This is a genomic window from Streptomyces sp. NPDC002896, from assembly GCF_040295225.1.
In the GTDB taxonomy this organism is placed as follows: Bacteria; Actinomycetota; Actinomycetes; order Streptomycetales; family Streptomycetaceae; genus Streptomyces.
Genome location: NZ_JBEOVA010000003.1, coordinates 111,227 through 126,715, shown reverse-complemented (window position 1 = coordinate 126,715; position 15,489 = coordinate 111,227). Strand labels below are relative to the sequence as shown.

Below are 15,489 nucleotides of genomic sequence, written 5' to 3'. Positions count from 1 at the left end.
GGGGAAGGTACCGTTCGGTAGCGAGGGGGCCCGCAAGACCCCGCTCGCCCGCACCAGTTGCCTGTACGAGACGGAGTGGCACCGGATGCAGCATCCAGCGGGGGCTCCGCTGCCGCCGACCTACCGGCCGGGGCAGGGCCCCGCCGACGGCCGGCCGCCGGCAGCACAGCAGCCGGGGCCGCCTGCGGGCCCCGTCCCCGCGGGTCCACCGGCCACCCCGCCGGGCTTCGCCGCCGCGCCGATCGGTCCGGCGGCCCCGCAGCCGCCCCACGCCCGCCCGGTGGCCACACCGTCCCCGCCCGCACCGCAGGCCCGTGCACCTCAGGGACCGGCCGTACCGCCCCCGTCCGGGCGGGCCGCGCCGGGCGCCCCCGTGTCCCAGGGCCCGGTCGCGCATCCGCAGAGGCGTCCCGTGCCGGGGGCCCCGGGCCAACCACACGCCCCCGCACCGCATCACCATGCGGCCCCTCAGCGTGCCCCGGTGCCTCCCACGCCGGACACCACGGGACATGTCCAGCTGCCGCCCGGCGGACCCGTGGGCATGCCGAGCGCGCCGCCCGCCCAGGGCGCCGCCGACCCCACCTCCATCACGCTCGCGGTGCTGCTCATCGGCCCCGCCGGCGCGGGCAAGACGAGCGTCGCCCGCTACTGGGCGGACCAGCGCCGCGTCCCCACCGCGCACATCAGCCTCGACGACGTGCGCGAATGGGTCCGCTCCGGCTTCGCGAACCCCCAGTCCGGGTGGAACGACAACTCCGAGGCCCAGTACCGCCTGGCCCGCCGCACCTGCGGCTTCGCCGCACGCAACTACCTGGCCAACGGCATCTCGTGCATCCTCGACGACGCCGTCTTCCCCGACCGTCCGGTCGTCGGCCTCGGCGGGTGGAAGCGGCACGTCGGCCCCGGGCTGCTCCCGGTGGTGCTCCTGCCGGGCCTGGACGTCGTCCTGGAGCGCAACGCCGAGCGCACCGGCAATCGGCGCCTCACGGACGAGGAGGTGGCCCGCATCCACGGGCGGATGGCCGGCTGGTACGGGTCGGGGCTGCCGATCATCGACAACTCGCAGCTCGACGTGCCGGCGACGGCTCGCGTACTGGACGACGTCCTGGCCCGCTCGATAGCGAGCCCGCCGACGTGGTGAGCCGGCCCTAGCCTCGGGCGCCCCGGCCGGTGCCCGTTCCGTACCGGGGGTTGGACCACGGCTTCAGGGACCGTACGTCGTGGGTTGTGCCCACCCGTTCCGCCCTGCGGAACACCTGCCCACAACGGTAGGGACTGACCCGCAGCCGCCCTCCGGCCCAAGGGGGGCGCAGACCGAGGACGTACATCCCGGCGCGGCCCCGAGCCACCCACCGACAGGTGGCGCACCGGAGCTGACGCGCAGACGACCGCCCCGTCGACCCGGACGGCCGCGCACACCGGGCCGCCGCCCGCTCCCGCTCGTACGCTCGAGGTATGTCAGAGGTCTACGCGGCCCGCCGGGAGCGGCTACGGGAGTGGTGTGCTGCGGGGGGCAGCGCGGCCGCGCTCGTGTCGCGTCCCGCCAACGTCCGCTATCTCGCGGGCGCGGCGCCGCACGGCGCCGTGCTCCTGCTCGGCAGGGACGCGGACGTCCTGCTGTACGCCGGCCTGCCCCCCGGCCGTCCCGAGGACGAGCGGCCGGACGAGGCGCTGCCCACGCAGGTGCTGCCGGGCACGGACGGCGACCCGGCGGTGGCCGCCGCTGATCTCGCCGCGTCCCACGGTGTCGATTCCCTCGCCCTCGAGGAACACCATCTGACCGTCGCCCGGCACCGCGCGATCGGATCCGTCGCGCCCCGGCTGCGGCTCACGGACCTCGGCGGAGCGGTCGAGCAGCTGCGCCTGGTCAAGGACGAGGAGGAGATCGGCTGTCTGCGGATCGCCGCCGAGATCGCCGACCAGGCCCTGAGCGAGCTCCTCGAGTCCATCCTCGTCGGCCGTACGGAACGCCATCTCGCGCTCGAACTGGAGCGCCGCCTGGTCGACCACGGCGCCGACGGGCCGGCCTTCCCTACCTCCGTCGGCACCGGCCCGAACTCCGGCCGCGGCGGTCACCGGCCCACCGACCGGCGCGTCGAGGAGGGAGATTTCCTCTCCGTCTGCCTCGGCGCCGCCTACCGCGGCTACTGCTGCGAGATCGGCCGTACGTTCGTGATCGGCACCTCGCCGGCGGACTGGCAGATCGAGCTGTACGACCTGGTCTTCGCCGCTCAGCGGGCGGGCCGGGAGATGCTGGCACCGGGCGCGGCCTGCCGTGACGTGGACCGCGCGGTCCGCCAGGTGCTGGACTCCGCCGGCTACGCCGAGGGCCTCGCGCCCCTCACGGGGCACGGTGTGGGGCTCGAAAACGAAGAGGACCCGCAGCTGGCCCCCGCGGCCATGGGTAAACTGGACGCTTGCGTGCCGGTCACTGTCGAACCGGGGGTCCACCTCCCGGGCCGGGGTGGTGTCCGGATCGATGACACGCTCGTCGTCCGCCCTGAGGCGGATGGCGGACCCGAGCTACTCACCATCACGACCAAGGAGCTGCTCGCGCTTTAGCTGCGCGTGTCCCCTGGTCGTCACGTCAGTCCAGGAGATTCCGCAACCGTGGCTTCCACGAACGACCTCAAGAACGGCATGGTGCTCAAGCTCGAAGGCGGCCAGCTCTGGTCCGTCGTCGAGTTCCAGCACGTCAAGCCCGGCAAGGGCCCGGCCTTCGTGCGCACCAAGCTCAAGAACGTGCTTTCCGGCAAGGTCGTCGACAAGACGTTCAACGCCGGTGTCAAGGTCGAGACGGCCACCGTCGACAAGCGCGACATGCAGTTCTCGTACATGGACGGCGATTACTTCGTCTTCATGGACATGGAGACCTACGACCAGCTGCACGTCGACCGCAAGGCCGTCGGTGACGCCGCCAACTTCCTCATCGAGGGCTTCACGGCCACCGTCGCGCAGCACGAGGGCGAGGTTCTCTTCGTCGACCTGCCGGCTGCTGTCGAGCTGACCATCGCCGAGACCGAGCCGGGCGTCCAGGGCGACCGCTCCACCGGCGGCACCAAGCCCGCGACGCTGGAGACCGGCCACCAGATCCAGGTTCCGCTCTTCATCACAACCGGCGAGAAGATCAAGGTCGACACGCGCACGAGCGACTACCTCGGCCGGGTGAGCAGCTAACCGTGGCTGCCCGTAACACGGCCCGCAAGCGCGCCTTCCAGATCCTCTTCGAGGGCGACCAGCGCGACGCCGACGTCCTCACGGTCCTCGCGGACTGGATCCGGCACTCCCGGACCGACACCCGGCAGCCGCCGGTCAGCGAGTACACGATGGAGCTGGTCGAGGGGTACGCGAAGAAGGCGGCCCGCATCGACGAGCTGATCGCGCAGTACGCGGTGGGCTGGACGCTCGACCGGATGCCGGTCGTCGACCGCAACATCCTGCGGCTCGGCGCGTACGAGCTGATCTGGGTCGACGGGACGCCGGACGCCGTGGTGCTGGACGAGGCTGTGGAGCTCGCCAAGGAGTTCTCCACCGACGAGTCCCCGGCGTTCGTCAACGGTCTGCTCGGCCGGCTCAAGGACCTCAAGCCGACGCTGCGCAGGGCGGAGTAGCCGGAGCCGATCCGGCCACCCGTCCCTGCCGCGCCGCGCGGTCATATACCTTCAGGCCCGAAGCTGAATCTCCTTCAGCTTCGGGCCTGGTGCGTCCCCGGGGCGTGCTTTAGGTTCTGCACATGTCAGAGCACGGCCCCGGCCAGGGCCACTCCCTGCCTGCCCGGGTCCGCGTCGGCTACGGCCTCGGCTCCTTCGCCACCGGCACCTTCGGCACGGTGCCCGGACTACTGCTGCTCTACTACCTCACCGACATCCTCGGCGTCGCCGCGGGCCTCGCGGGACTCCTCGTCTTCTTGCCCAAGGCGTGGGACGTGCTGCTCAATCCCTGGATAGGCAGCCGCTCCGACCGCACCGAGCACCGCTGGGGCCCGCGCCGGCCCTGGATGCTGCTCGGCGCACTCGTCATGCCGCTGTGCTTCGCCGCCATGTTCGCCGCGCCCGGAGTCGAACGAGGCTGGGCCGCCCTCTACGTCGCCCTGCTGTTCCTGCTGACTGCGACGGCCTACGCGTGTTTCCAGGTCCCGTACGTCGCCCTGCCCGCCGAACTCACTGCGGACGCCGACGAACGCGCCCGGATCATGTCGTGGCGCGTCGCTTTCCTGGGCGCCGCGATTCTGCTCTCCGGCGCCACCGCGCCCCTGCTGGCCGGGGCGTCGGGCGACGACCACGGCACACCCCAGGGCTATCGGCTCATGGGCGTCGTGATCGGCGCGGTGCTGTGCGCCGGCATGCTCGCCGCCTTCGCCGCGACGGCCGGAGTGCGCAGCGCCGTGCACACCACCAGCGAGGCCGGCCTGTCCGCCCAGCTCCGCGCGGCCCGCGGCAACCGGCCCTTCGCCTGGCTGCTCGCCGCGTTCGTCGTGCAGGCCGCGGCGACCGGGCTGATGCTCGCGGGCACCCAGTACTTCGCGACGTACATCCTGGACCGGCCGAGCGCCACGACGATCCTCTTCGCCTGCCTGATCGTGCCCTCACTGGCCGCGATGCCGCTGTGGCTGGCCGCGGGCCGATGCCTCGGCAAGAAGCGCGCGGCGATCACCGCGTCGGCGTGCTTCCTGGCCGGCGCACTCGTGGTCGCCCTCGCACGGGCTCTGCCGCCGGCCACCGCGTACGGCGCCGTGGCACTCGCGGGCATCGGATACGCGGGCATGCAGATGCTGCCGCTGGCGATGCTCGGCGACACCATCGCCGCCGACGCCTTCACCTCAGGCCGCCGCCGGGCCGGAGTCTTCACCGGCCTGTGGACCGCGGGCGAGACCCTGGGCCTGGCGATCGGACCCGGCCTCTACGGGCTGGTGCTCGCCGTCGGCTCGTTCGTCTCGTCGGACGCGGACCACCGCGTCGATCAGCCGGACTCGGCGCTGACCGCGATCGTGGCCGGCTTCGGGGCACTTCCCGCCCTGCTGCTCCTGCTCAGCCTTCCGCTCCTCGCCCGGTACGACCTCACCGAGGAACGCCTGAACCGGCTGCGGGACGCGGCCGCCGCATCGCCCCTGGAGGCCAGGTGAACGACGACATCCTCAGCAGGCTCGACGCACTGCGCGCGGGCGACCTGCCCGTGCGGGGCGGGCGCACCATGGCCTACGTCTACGACTCCGGCCTGGACGGCATCGAGGAGCTGGCCGCCGCGGCAGGGGCCCGCTTCGCGGGCGTCAACGGGCTCGACATGACGGCGTTCCCCAGCGTCGTGGCCCTGGAGAACGACATCGTGGCGCGCGCGGCGCGGCTGCTCGGCGGGGACGCGCGGACCGCGGGCACCTTCACCAGCGGCGGCACGGAGAGCTGCCTGCTCGCGGTGCTGACGGCCCGGGAGTACGCCCGTCGCACCAGGGGCCTGACGGACGGCCTCGAGCTGGTGCTGCCCAGCACCGCGCACGCCGCCTTCCACAAGGCGGCCGCCCTGTTCGGGCTGCGGGTGGTGAGCGTCCCCGTGGACACGGAGACGTACCGGGTCCGCGCCAAGGACGTCGCGGCGGCCGTGACGGACCGCACCGCGCTCGTGGTCGTCTCCGCGCCCTCGTACGCACACGGAGTCATCGACCCGGTCGCCGAGGTGGCACAGGTGGCCGGCGACCGCGGGGTGCCGTGCCATGTGGATGCCTGCATCGGCGGCTGGTACCTGGGCCACCTCCGGCTGGCCGACGACGCCCTCGCGATCCCCGACTTCGACCTGTCGGTGCCCGGCGTCACATCGCTCTCCGTGGACCTGCACAAGTACGCGTACACGGCCAAGGGCGCCTCGGTGCTGCTGTTCCGGGACGCGGAGCTGCGGCGGCACGGCTGGTTCGCGCACGCGGGCTGGCCCGGCTACCCCGTCGTCAACGCGACGCTACAGGGCACCAAGTCGGCAGCACCGCTCGCCGCCGCCTGGGCGGTCATCGAACGCATCGGCACCAACGGCTACACCGAGCTGTCGCGGCGCGTGCACCGGGCGACGACCGGGGTGGTCGAGGGCATCGCGGCGATCGATGGGCTGCGCGTGCTCGGGCGGCCCGAGTCCTCGCTGATCGCGGTCGCCTCCGACGATCCGGACGTGGACCCTCTGGTGGTCTCCGACGAGATGCGGTTCCGGGGCTGGTTCCTCCAGCCGCAGCCCGCCTTCGCCGGCTCCCCGGCGAATCTGCATCTGACGGTCACAGCGGCGGTCGCGGACGACGAGACAGTACGTCTGCTGCTGACCGAGCTGGAGAAGGCCGTGGCCCGCGCCCGCGCCGTCGGCCCCACGTCGGTGGATCCGGAACTCGTGGCCCTGGCCGGACTCCTGGACCTCGATGCGCTGACGCCTGAGGAGGTGTCTGGAGCGCTGGCCCTGGCGGGAGTCGGCGACGACGGCGCGCTGCCCGAGCGCATGGCCCCGGTGCTCGCGGTGCTCCAGGCCCTGCCGACCGCGCTGAGCGAGAGACTGCTGCCGGAGGTGATCGGGCGGCTCTACCGGGCGGATGGGGTGTGCTGACCGTCCGACCGCAGGCAGATCGCGCCGGATGCACGTCCGCACGAGTGGAAAGGCGGCCATCGCGGCCGAGAACGCGGCGGCCGCCGGTGAGCCGAAACGCCGTCGGGGCGTCCAAGACCAGTCCATGGTCCCGGACGCCCCGACGGCACGTTTCTGCAGGGGGTCAGCTTTCCTCGTGGGCAACGGCGCGGCGCGCGTCCGCGTCGAGCACGCCCCAGCTGATCAGCTGCTCGGTGAGGACCGAGGGGGACTGGTCGTAGATGACGGCGAGGGTGCGCAGATCGTCCTGGCGGATCGACAGCACCTTGCCGTTGTAGTCGCCACGCTGTGACTGGATGGTGGCGGCATACCGCTGGAGGGGCCCTGCCTTCTCGGCCGGGACATGGGCGAGGCGCTCCAGGTCCAGGACGAGCTTCGGCGGGGGCTCGGCGGCACCGCCGGGGGTCGTGCCGGGCAGCAGCTCCTGCACCGGCACGCCGTAGAAGTCGGCCAGCTCGGCGAGGCGCTGCACGGTGACGGCGCGGTCGCCGCGCTCGTACGACCCGACCACGACCGCCTTCCAGCGTCCCTGGGACTTCTCCTCGACACCGTGGAGGGAAAGGCCCTGCTGGGTGCGGATGGCCCGGAGCTTGGCCCCGAGCTGCTTGGCGTATTCGCTGGACATATAGCTCCCCGGACGCAGACTGGTAACTCACTGTGAGGTTACGCAGCGTTACGGGCCTCCGTCAAGCCGAACGGTCCCGACCGACACTTCCGTGTGGCAGGTCATCAGGGGTTCGAGCCGGGGGTGGGGGTGTGATCAGCGACGTTGGGCGGCCTGGTACCGTTGATGGCGCAAATCCGACGTCCTTTAAGGTCCGTCCCGTGAGGCGGAGAAGGAGGTCCGTTTCGTATGGACGCAAAGACCCCCGACAGCGGCCCCGCTGTCGACTCCGATGCCGCGCGCCCCGTTCTGGAGGGTCCGGACATCGCGCGGGTGCTGACCCGCATCGCCCACGAGATCGTCGAACGCGCCAAGGGCGCCGACGACGTGGTGCTCCTCGGCATTCCGACCCGCGGCGTGTTCCTCGCCCAGCGGCTCGCCGCCAAGCTCGAGGAGATCACCGGCCGCAAGGTCCCGGTCGGCTCCCTGGACATCACGATGTACCGCGACGACCTGCGCCTGCAGCCGCCGCGGGCGCTGGCCCGTACGGAGATCCCGGGTGACGGCATCGACGGCCGCCTGGTGATCCTCCTCGACGACGTGCTCTTCTCGGGCCGCACCATCCGCGCCGCCCTCGACGCGCTGAACGACATCGGCCGTCCGCGCGCGGTCCAGCTCGCGGTCCTCGTCGACCGCGGCCACCGCGAACTCCCCATCCGCGCCGACTACGTCGGCAAGAACCTGCCCACGTCGCTGCGGGAGACCGTCAAGGTCCAGCTCGCCGAGGAGGACGGCCGCGACGCCGTGCTGCTCGGTGCCAAGCAGACCTCCCCGGCCGGCCGGCAGTAGCGGCACTCGGCTCTCCGCGCCGAGTGCGCTCCTGCGCGCCCGCATGCCCGCGTCCGGGGATACACCCCGGGCCCCGCTCTCCTGAACCGCCTTACGGAGCCTTCCCAAGATGAAGCGACACCTCATCTCGGCCGCCGATCTCACGCGCGACGACGCCGTACGCATCCTCGACACCGCCGAGGAGATGGCCCGCGTCGCCGACCGGCCGATCAAGAAGCTGCCGACGCTGCGCGGCCGCACCGTCGTCAACCTCTTCTTCGAGGACTCGACCCGCACCCGTATCTCCTTCGAGGCCGCCGAGAAGCGGCTCTCCGCCGACGTCATCAACTTCTCCGCCAAGGGGTCGAGCGTGTCCAAGGGCGAGTCCCTCAAGGACACCGCCCAGACCCTGGAGGCCATGGGTGTCGACGCCGTCGTCATCCGGCACAGCGCCTCCGGCGCCCCCTACCGGCTCGCCACCTCCGGCTGGATCGACGCCGCCGTGATCAACGCCGGTGACGGCACACACCAGCACCCCACGCAGGCGCTGCTCGACGCGTTCACCATGCGGCGCCGCCTCATCGGCCGCGACGCCGGCCTCGGCCAGGACCTGAGCGGCAAGCGCATCACGATCGTCGGCGACATCCTGCACAGCCGGGTCGCCCGCTCCAACGTCGACCTGCTGCACACCCTCGGCGCCGAGGTCACCCTGGTCGCCCCGCCCACGCTGCTGCCGGTCGGCGTCGACCACTGGCCGTGCGAGGTGGCGTACGACCTCGACAGCGTGCTGCCCAAGTCCGACGCGGTGATGATGCTGCGCGTGCAGCGCGAGCGCATGAACGCCGCCTTCTTCCCGACCGAGCGCGAGTACTCGCGGCGGTACGGGCTCGACGGCGAGCGCATGGCGAAGATGCCCGAGCACGCCATCGTGATGCACCCAGGACCGATGGTCCGCGGCATGGAGATCACCGCCGAGGTGGCCGACTCCGAGCGCTGCACCGTCGTCGAGCAGGTCGCCAACGGCGTCTCCATCCGCATGGCCGTCCTGTACCTGCTGCTCGGCGGCAACGAACCCGCCGTCACCCACACCCGCACCGAGGAGAAGTAAGAACGATGAGCAAGATCCTGATCCGTGGTGCGAAGGTGCTCGGCGGCGAGCCGCAGGACGTGCTGATCGACGGCGAGACGATCGCGGAGGTCGGCACCGGGCTCAGCGCCGAGGGCGCCGAGGTCGTCGAAGCTGACGGCCAGGTGCTGCTGCCGGGCCTCGTCGACCTGCACACCCATCTGCGCGAGCCCGGCCGCGAGGACTCCGAGACCGTCCTGACCGGCACGCGGGCCGCCGCGAGCGGCGGCTACACCGCGGTGTTCGCCATGGCCAACACCTTCCCCGTAGCCGACACCGCCGGTGTCGTCGAGCAGGTCTACCGGCTCGGCCAGGAGCACGGCTACTGCGACGTGCAGCCGATCGGCGCGGTCACCGTCGGCCTGGAGGGCCAGAAGCTCGCAGAGCTGGGCGCGATGCACGAGTCGGCCGCCGGCGTCACGGTCTTCTCGGACGACGGCAAGTGCGTCCACGACGCGGTGATCATGCGGCGGGCGCTGGAGTACGTGAAGGCGTTCGGCGGCGTGGTCGCGCAGCACGCGCAGGAGCCGCGGCTCACCGAGGGCGCCGAGATGAACGAAGGCGTCGTCTCCGCCGAGCTGGGCCTGGGTGGCTGGCCGGCCGTCGCCGAGGAGTCGATCATCGCGCGTGACGTCCTCCTCGCCGAGCACGTCGGCTCGCGCGTGCACATCTGCCACCTGTCGACCGCCGGCTCGGTCGAGATCGTCCGCTGGGCCAAGTCCCGCGGCATCGACGTGACCGCCGAGGTCACTCCGCACCACCTGCTCCTCACCGACGAGCTGGTGCGCACGTACAACCCGGTCTACAAGGTCAACCCGCCGCTGCGCACCGAGCGCGACGTGATGGCGCTGCGCGAGGCCCTGGCGGACGGCACGATCGACATCGTCGCCACCGACCACGCCCCGCACCCGCACGAGGACAAGGACTGCGAGTGGGCCGCGGCCGCCATGGGCATGGTCGGCCTGGAGACCGCGCTCTCCGTCGTCCAGCACACGATGGTCGAGACGGGCCTCCTCGACTGGGCCGGCGTCGCCGAGCGGATGTCCTTCAAGCCCGCGCGGATCGGTCGCGCCGAGAGCCATGGCCGGCCCGTCTCGGCTGGTGAGCCCGCCAACCTCACGCTGGTCGATACCGCATACCGTGGACCTGTGGACCCCGCGGGCTTCGCCTCCCGCAGCCGCAACACCCCCTACGAGGGCCGTGAGCTGCCGGGACGCGTCACCCACACGTGGCTGCGGGGCCGGGCCACGCTCGTCGACGGGAAGCTCGCGTGACAGCTCTGACAACTCTGACGCACGCCTCTGCGGCGTACACCGCCGCAGAGCAGAAGTCGGCGGAAGTGACCGACTGGGCCGCCCGCATCGGCTGGGTGGTCGGGCTGCTGCTCTTCATCGCCCTCGTCTACTGGCTGATGCGCGAGGGCTGGAAGTGGCGCGGCACGCTCCAGGGCGACCTGCCCGAGCTGCCCGGCGCGCCCGCCGAGCCCGGCCCGGCGAAACTGACGATGAGCGGCCGCTACCACGGCTCCACCACCGCCGGACAGTGGCTCGACCGCATCGTGGCGCACGGCCTGGGCACCCGCAGCCGGGTCGAGCTCACGCTGACGGACGCGGGACTGGACGTCGTACGCCCCGGAGCGACCGACTTCTTCGTCCCCGCCGCGCAGCTGCGCGAGGCCAGGCTCGACAAGGGCATCGCCGGCAAGGTCCTCACCGAGGGCGGACTGCTCGTCGTCACCTGGGCCCACGGCGACAAGCTGCTCGACTCCGGATTCCGCTCCGACCACGCTGCCGAGCACACCGAGTGGGTCGACACCCTGAACCAGATGATCAAGCAAACGGAAGGCGCACGATGACCACCTCCACAAGGGGAGCCTCGAAGGTTCCCGCCGTACTCGTCCTGGAGGACGGCCGGATCTTCCGCGGCCGTGCCTACGGGGCCGTGGGGGAGACCTTCGGCGAAGCGGTGTTCTCCACCGGCATGACCGGCTACCAGGAGACCCTCACCGACCCGTCGTACCACCGCCAGGTCGTCGTGATGACCGCCCCCCACGTCGGCAACACCGGCGTCAACGACGAGGACCCCGAGTCGAAGAAGATCTGGGTCTCCGGCTACGTCGTACGCGACCCCGCGCGGGTGCCGTCCAACTGGCGCGCCAAGCGCTCGCTGGACGAGGAGCTCGCCGCGCAGGGCGTCGTCGGGATCTCTGGCATCGACACCCGCGCGCTCACCCGCCACCTGCGCGAGCGCGGCGCCATGCGCGTCGGCATCTTCTCCGGTAATGCTCTGCCCGACGAGGGCACGATGCTCGCCGAGGTGCGCCAGGCCGCTGAGATGAAGGGCGCGAACCTTTCCGCCGAGGTCGCCACCAAGGAGCCGTACGTCGTCCCGGCCATCGGGGAGAAGCGATTCACCGTCGCCGCGGTCGACCTCGGCATCAAGGGCATGACCCCGCACCGCATGGCCGAGCGCGGCATCGAGGTGCATGTGCTGCCCGCCACGGCCACGCTTGACGACGTGTACGCGGTCAGCCCCGACGGCGTGTTCTTCTCCAACGGGCCGGGCGACCCGGCCACCGCCGACCACCCCGTCTCGGTCATGCAGGGCGTCCTGGAGCGCGGTACCCCGCTCTTCGGCATCTGCTTCGGCAACCAGATCCTGGGCCGCGCCCTCGGCTTCGGCACCTACAAGCTGAAGTACGGCCACCGCGGCATCAACCAGCCCGTGCAGGACCGTACGACCGGCAAGGTCGAGGTCACCGCGCACAACCACGGATTCGCCGTCGACGCCCCGCTCGACAAGGTCTCCGACACCCCCTACGGCCGGGCCGAGGTCTCCCACGTGTGCCTCAACGACAACGTGGTGGAGGGGCTGCAGCTCCTCGACCGCCCGGCGTTCAGCGTCCAGTACCACCCCGAAGCGGCAGCCGGTCCGCACGACGCCGCCTACCTGTTCGACCGCTTCGTATCCCTGATGGAGGGCCAGCGTGCCTAAGCGCACCGATATCCAGTCCGTCCTGGTCATCGGCTCCGGCCCGATCGTCATCGGCCAGGCCGCCGAGTTCGACTACTCCGGCACCCAGGCGTGCCGCATCCTGCGGGCCGAGGGCCTGCGGGTCATCCTCGTCAACTCCAACCCGGCGACGATCATGACCGACCCGGAGATCGCCGACGCCACGTACGTCGAGCCGATCACTCCCGAGTTCGTCGAGAAGATCATCGCCAAGGAGCGCCCCGACGCGCTTCTGCCGACGCTGGGCGGCCAGACGGCCCTCAACACGGCCATCTCCCTGCACGAGGCGGGCACGCTCGAGAAGTACGGCGTCGAGCTCATCGGCGCCAACGTCGAGGCGATCAACAAGGGCGAGGACCGCGAGCTCTTCAAGGAGGTCGTGGAGGCCGTCAACGCCAAGATCGGGCACGGCGAGTCCGCCCGTTCGGTCATCTGCCACTCGATGGACGACGTCCTCAAGGGCGTCGAGACGCTCGGCGGCTACCCCGTCGTCGTCCGCCCCTCCTTCACCATGGGCGGCGCTGGCTCCGGCTTCGCGCACGACGAGGAGGAGCTGCGCCGCATCGCGGGCCAGGGCCTCACGCTCTCCCCGACCACCGAGGTGCTCCTGGAGGAGTCCATCCTCGGCTGGAAGGAGTACGAGCTGGAGCTGATGCGCGACAAGAACGACAACGTCGTGGTCGTCTGCTCCATCGAGAACTTCGACCCGATGGGCGTGCACACCGGTGACTCGATCACCGTCGCGCCCGCGATGACGCTCACCGACCGCGAGTACCAGATCCTGCGCGACATCGGCATCGCCGTGATCCGCGAGGTCGGCGTCGACACCGGCGGCTGCAACATCCAGTTCGCGGTGAATCCCGAGGACGGTCGCGTGATCGTCATCGAGATGAACCCGCGCGTGTCCCGGTCCTCGGCTCTGGCGTCCAAGGCCACCGGCTTCCCGATCGCGAAGATCGCCGCCAAGCTGGCCGTCGGCTACACGCTCGACGAGATCCCCAACGACATCACCGAGCAGACCCCGGCCTCCTTCGAGCCGACGCTCGACTACGTCGTGGTGAAGGCCCCGCGATTCGCGTTCGAGAAGTTCCCGTCCGCCGACTCCACGCTGACCACGACCATGAAGTCGGTCGGTGAGGCCATGGCGATCGGCCGCAACTTCACCGAGGCGCTGCAGAAGGCGCTGCGCTCGCTGGAGAAGAAGGGCAGCCAGTTCACGTTCGTCGGCGAGCCCGGTGACAAGGCCGAGCTGCTGCGCGAGGCGGTCCGCCCGACCGACGGCCGCATCAACTGCGTCATGCAGGCCATCCGCGCCGGGGCGACCCCCGAGGAGGTCTTCGAGGCGACGAAGATCGACCCGTGGTTCGTCGACCAGCTCTTCCTGATCAAGGAGATCGCGGACGAACTGGCCGCCGCCGAGCGGCTCGACCCCGAGCTGCTCGCCGACGCCAAGCGCCACGGCTTCTCCGATGCCCAGATCGCCGAGATCCGCGGCCTGCGCGAGGACGTCGTCCGCGAGGTCCGGCACGCCCTGGGCGTCCGCCCGGTCTACAAGACGGTCGACACCTGCGCCGCCGAGTTCGCCGCGAAGACGCCGTACTTCTACTCCTCCTACGACGAGGAGTCCGAGGTCGCGCCCCGGACCAAGCCCGCGGTGATCATCCTGGGCTCCGGCCCGAACCGCATCGGCCAGGGCATCGAGTTCGACTACTCGTGCGTCCACGCCTCGTTCGCGCTGAGCGACGCGGGCTACGAGACCGTGATGGTCAACTGCAACCCCGAGACCGTCTCGACGGACTACGACACCTCCGACCGCCTGTACTTCGAGCCGCTGACGCTCGAGGACGTGCTGGAGATCGTCCACGCCGAGTCGCTCGCCGGCCCGGTCGCGGGCGTCGTCGTCCAGCTCGGCGGCCAGACCCCGCTGGGCCTGTCGCAGGCGCTCAAGGACAACGGCGTGCCGATCGTGGGCACCTCGCCGGAGGCCATCCACGCGGCCGAGGACCGCGGCGCCTTCGGCCGCGTGCTCGCGGAGGCGGGCCTCCCGGCGCCCAAGCACGGCACCGCCACCACCTTCGCCGAGGCCAAGGCCATCGCCGACGAGATCGGCTACCCCGTCCTCGTACGGCCCTCGTACGTGCTCGGCGGGCGCGGCATGGAGATCGTCTACGACGAGGCGCGGCTGTCCGCGTACATCGCCGAGTCGACCGAGATCAGCCCGACCCGGCCGGTCCTCGTCGACCGCTTCCTCGACGACGCCATCGAGATCGACGTGGACGCCCTGTACGACGGCGAGGAGCTGTACCTCGGCGGCGTCATGGAGCACATCGAGGAGGCCGGCATCCACTCCGGCGACTCGGCGTGCGCGCTGCCCCCGATCACGCTCGGCGGCTTCGACATCAAGCGGCTGCGCGCCTCCACGGAGGCCATCGCCCGCGGTGTCGGCGTGCGCGGACTGATCAACATCCAGTTCGCGCTGGCGGGCGACATCCTGTACGTCCTGGAGGCCAACCCGCGCGCCTCGCGCACCGTCCCCTTCACCTCGAAGGCGACCGCGGTGCCGCTGGCGAAGGCCGCCGCCCGTATCTCGCTGGGCGCGACCATCGCCGAGCTGCGGGCCGAGGGCCTGCTCCCGGCGAACGGCGACGGCGGCGAGCTCCCGCTCGACGCGCCGATCTCCGTCAAGGAGGCCGTCATGCCGTGGTCGCGCTTCCGCGACATCCACGGCCGCGGCGTCGACACCGTCCTCGGCCCGGAGATGCGCTCCACCGGCGAGGTCATGGGCATCGACTCCGTCTTCGGCACGGCCTACGCCAAGTCGCAGGCGGGCGCGTACGGGCCGCTGCCGACCAAGGGCCGGGCGTTCATCTCCGTCGCCAACCGTGACAAGCGCTCGATGATCTTCCCGGCGCGTGAACTCGTCGCCCACGGCTTCGAACTGCTCGCCACCTCCGGTACGGCCGAGGTCCTCAAGCGCAACGGCATCAACGCCACGATCGTGCGCAAGCAGAGCGAGGGCGAGGGCCCGAACGGCGAGAAGACCATCGTCCAGATGATCCACGACGGCGAGGTCGACCTGATCGTCAACACCCCGTACGGCACGGGAGGCCGCCTCGACGGCTACGACATCCGTACGGCCGCCGTGGCGCGGTCGGTCCCGTGCCTGACGACGGTCCAGGCGCTCGCCGCGGCCGTCCAGGGCATCGACGCACTCAACCACGGAGGCGTGGGAGTGCGCTCGCTCCAGGAACACGCGGAGCATCTGACCGCGGCCCGCGACTAGCAGCCCAGGAGGGGGACACCGGAAACGGTG

General features: G+C 71.4%; 13 protein-coding genes. 12 read left to right on the top strand and 1 reads right to left on the bottom strand.

From position 1 onward, the window contains the following. Nucleotides 1-85 precede the first annotated feature (85 nt). The 6 genes from ABT009_RS05225 to ABT009_RS05200 all read left to right on the top strand — a co-directional run bounded on the left by ABT009_RS05225 (nt 86) and on the right by ABT009_RS05200 (nt 6,567). A complete protein-coding gene (locus ABT009_RS05225; RefSeq protein WP_351289748.1) occupies nt 86-1,141 on the top strand; it encodes an AAA family ATPase in 1,056 nt (351 codons plus the stop codon). 314 nt (nt 1,142-1,455) lie between these two features. Next, the gene (locus ABT009_RS05220) at nt 1,456-2,562 is read left to right on the top strand and encodes an aminopeptidase P family protein (RefSeq protein WP_351289746.1); all 1,107 of its coding nucleotides are present in this window, start codon (nt 1,456-1,458) and stop codon (nt 2,560-2,562) included. Between the two features lie 48 nt (nt 2,563-2,610). Beyond that, nucleotides 2,611-3,177 (top strand): elongation factor P, encoded by a 567-nt coding sequence (efp, locus tag ABT009_RS05215; RefSeq protein WP_181657183.1) that lies wholly within the window; start codon nt 2,611-2,613, stop codon nt 3,175-3,177. Between the two features lie 2 nt (nt 3,178-3,179). After that, nucleotides 3,180-3,611, top strand: coding sequence for a transcription antitermination factor NusB (gene nusB / locus ABT009_RS05210; RefSeq protein ID WP_351289744.1), 432 nt, complete (start codon nt 3,180-3,182; stop codon nt 3,609-3,611). Nucleotides 3,612-3,733: 122 nt separating this feature from the next. Beyond that, nucleotides 3,734-5,122, top strand: coding sequence for an MFS transporter (locus tag ABT009_RS05205; RefSeq protein ID WP_351289742.1), 1,389 nt, complete (start codon nt 3,734-3,736; stop codon nt 5,120-5,122). Continuing rightward, nucleotides 5,119-6,567, top strand: a complete 1,449-nt coding sequence (locus ABT009_RS05200) for a pyridoxal phosphate-dependent decarboxylase family protein (protein ID WP_351289740.1) — start codon at nt 5,119-5,121, stop codon at nt 6,565-6,567. The genes ABT009_RS05205 and ABT009_RS05200 overlap by 4 nt, the downstream gene beginning before the upstream one ends. 163 nt (nt 6,568-6,730) lie before the next feature. Here the strand turns inward: ABT009_RS05200 and bldD are convergent, their stop codons facing one another. After that, a complete protein-coding gene (bldD, locus tag ABT009_RS05195; protein ID WP_030607052.1) occupies nt 6,731-7,231 on the bottom strand; it encodes a transcriptional regulator BldD in 501 nt (166 codons plus the stop codon). Between the two features lie 228 nt (nt 7,232-7,459). Between bldD and pyrR the strand changes: the two genes are divergently transcribed. The 6 genes from pyrR (at nt 7,460) to carB (ending at nt 15,459) form a co-directional block, all read left to right on the top strand. Next, nucleotides 7,460-8,059, top strand: coding sequence for a bifunctional pyr operon transcriptional regulator/uracil phosphoribosyltransferase PyrR (gene pyrR / locus ABT009_RS05190; protein ID WP_351289738.1), 600 nt, complete (start codon nt 7,460-7,462; stop codon nt 8,057-8,059). Nucleotides 8,060-8,168: 109 nt separating this feature from the next. Further along, nucleotides 8,169-9,146 (top strand): aspartate carbamoyltransferase catalytic subunit, encoded by a 978-nt coding sequence (locus tag ABT009_RS05185; protein ID WP_351289736.1) that lies wholly within the window; start codon nt 8,169-8,171, stop codon nt 9,144-9,146. A gap of 5 nt (nt 9,147-9,151) precedes the next feature. Next, nucleotides 9,152-10,438: a dihydroorotase gene (locus tag ABT009_RS05180; protein ID WP_351289734.1), complete on the top strand. Its 1,287-nt coding sequence runs from the start codon at nt 9,152-9,154 to the stop codon at nt 10,436-10,438. A gap of 5 nt (nt 10,439-10,443) precedes the next feature. Continuing rightward, a complete protein-coding gene (locus tag ABT009_RS05175) occupies nt 10,444-11,019 on the top strand; it encodes a PH-like domain-containing protein (protein WP_351290416.1) in 576 nt (191 codons plus the stop codon). Beyond that, nucleotides 11,016-12,158: a glutamine-hydrolyzing carbamoyl-phosphate synthase small subunit gene (carA, locus tag ABT009_RS05170; RefSeq protein ID WP_351289732.1), complete on the top strand. Its 1,143-nt coding sequence runs from the start codon at nt 11,016-11,018 to the stop codon at nt 12,156-12,158. Before ABT009_RS05175 ends, carA begins: the two co-directional genes overlap by 4 nt. Next, nucleotides 12,151-15,459 (top strand): carbamoyl-phosphate synthase large subunit, encoded by a 3,309-nt coding sequence (gene carB, locus ABT009_RS05165; RefSeq protein WP_351289730.1) that lies wholly within the window; start codon nt 12,151-12,153, stop codon nt 15,457-15,459. The genes carA and carB overlap by 8 nt, the downstream gene beginning before the upstream one ends. Nucleotides 15,460-15,489: the final 30 nt, after the last annotated feature.

Coding starts and splice junctions, on each gene's coding strand:
- ABT009_RS05205 (WP_351289742.1), top strand. CDS start 3,734: ATGTCAGAGCACGGCCCCGGCCAGGGCCACTCCCTGCCTGCCCGGGTC.
- ABT009_RS05220 (WP_351289746.1), top strand. CDS start 1,456: ATGTCAGAGGTCTACGCGGCCCGCCGGGAGCGGCTACGGGAGTGGTGT.
- bldD (WP_030607052.1), bottom strand. CDS start 7,231: ATGTCCAGCGAATACGCCAAGCAGCTCGGGGCCAAGCTCCGGGCCATC.
- ABT009_RS05185 (WP_351289736.1), top strand. CDS start 8,169: ATGAAGCGACACCTCATCTCGGCCGCCGATCTCACGCGCGACGACGCC.
- ABT009_RS05180 (WP_351289734.1), top strand. CDS start 9,152: ATGAGCAAGATCCTGATCCGTGGTGCGAAGGTGCTCGGCGGCGAGCCG.
- ABT009_RS05225 (WP_351289748.1), top strand. CDS start 86: ATGCAGCATCCAGCGGGGGCTCCGCTGCCGCCGACCTACCGGCCGGGG.
- carA (WP_351289732.1), top strand. CDS start 11,016: ATGACCACCTCCACAAGGGGAGCCTCGAAGGTTCCCGCCGTACTCGTC.
- pyrR (WP_351289738.1), top strand. CDS start 7,460: ATGGACGCAAAGACCCCCGACAGCGGCCCCGCTGTCGACTCCGATGCC.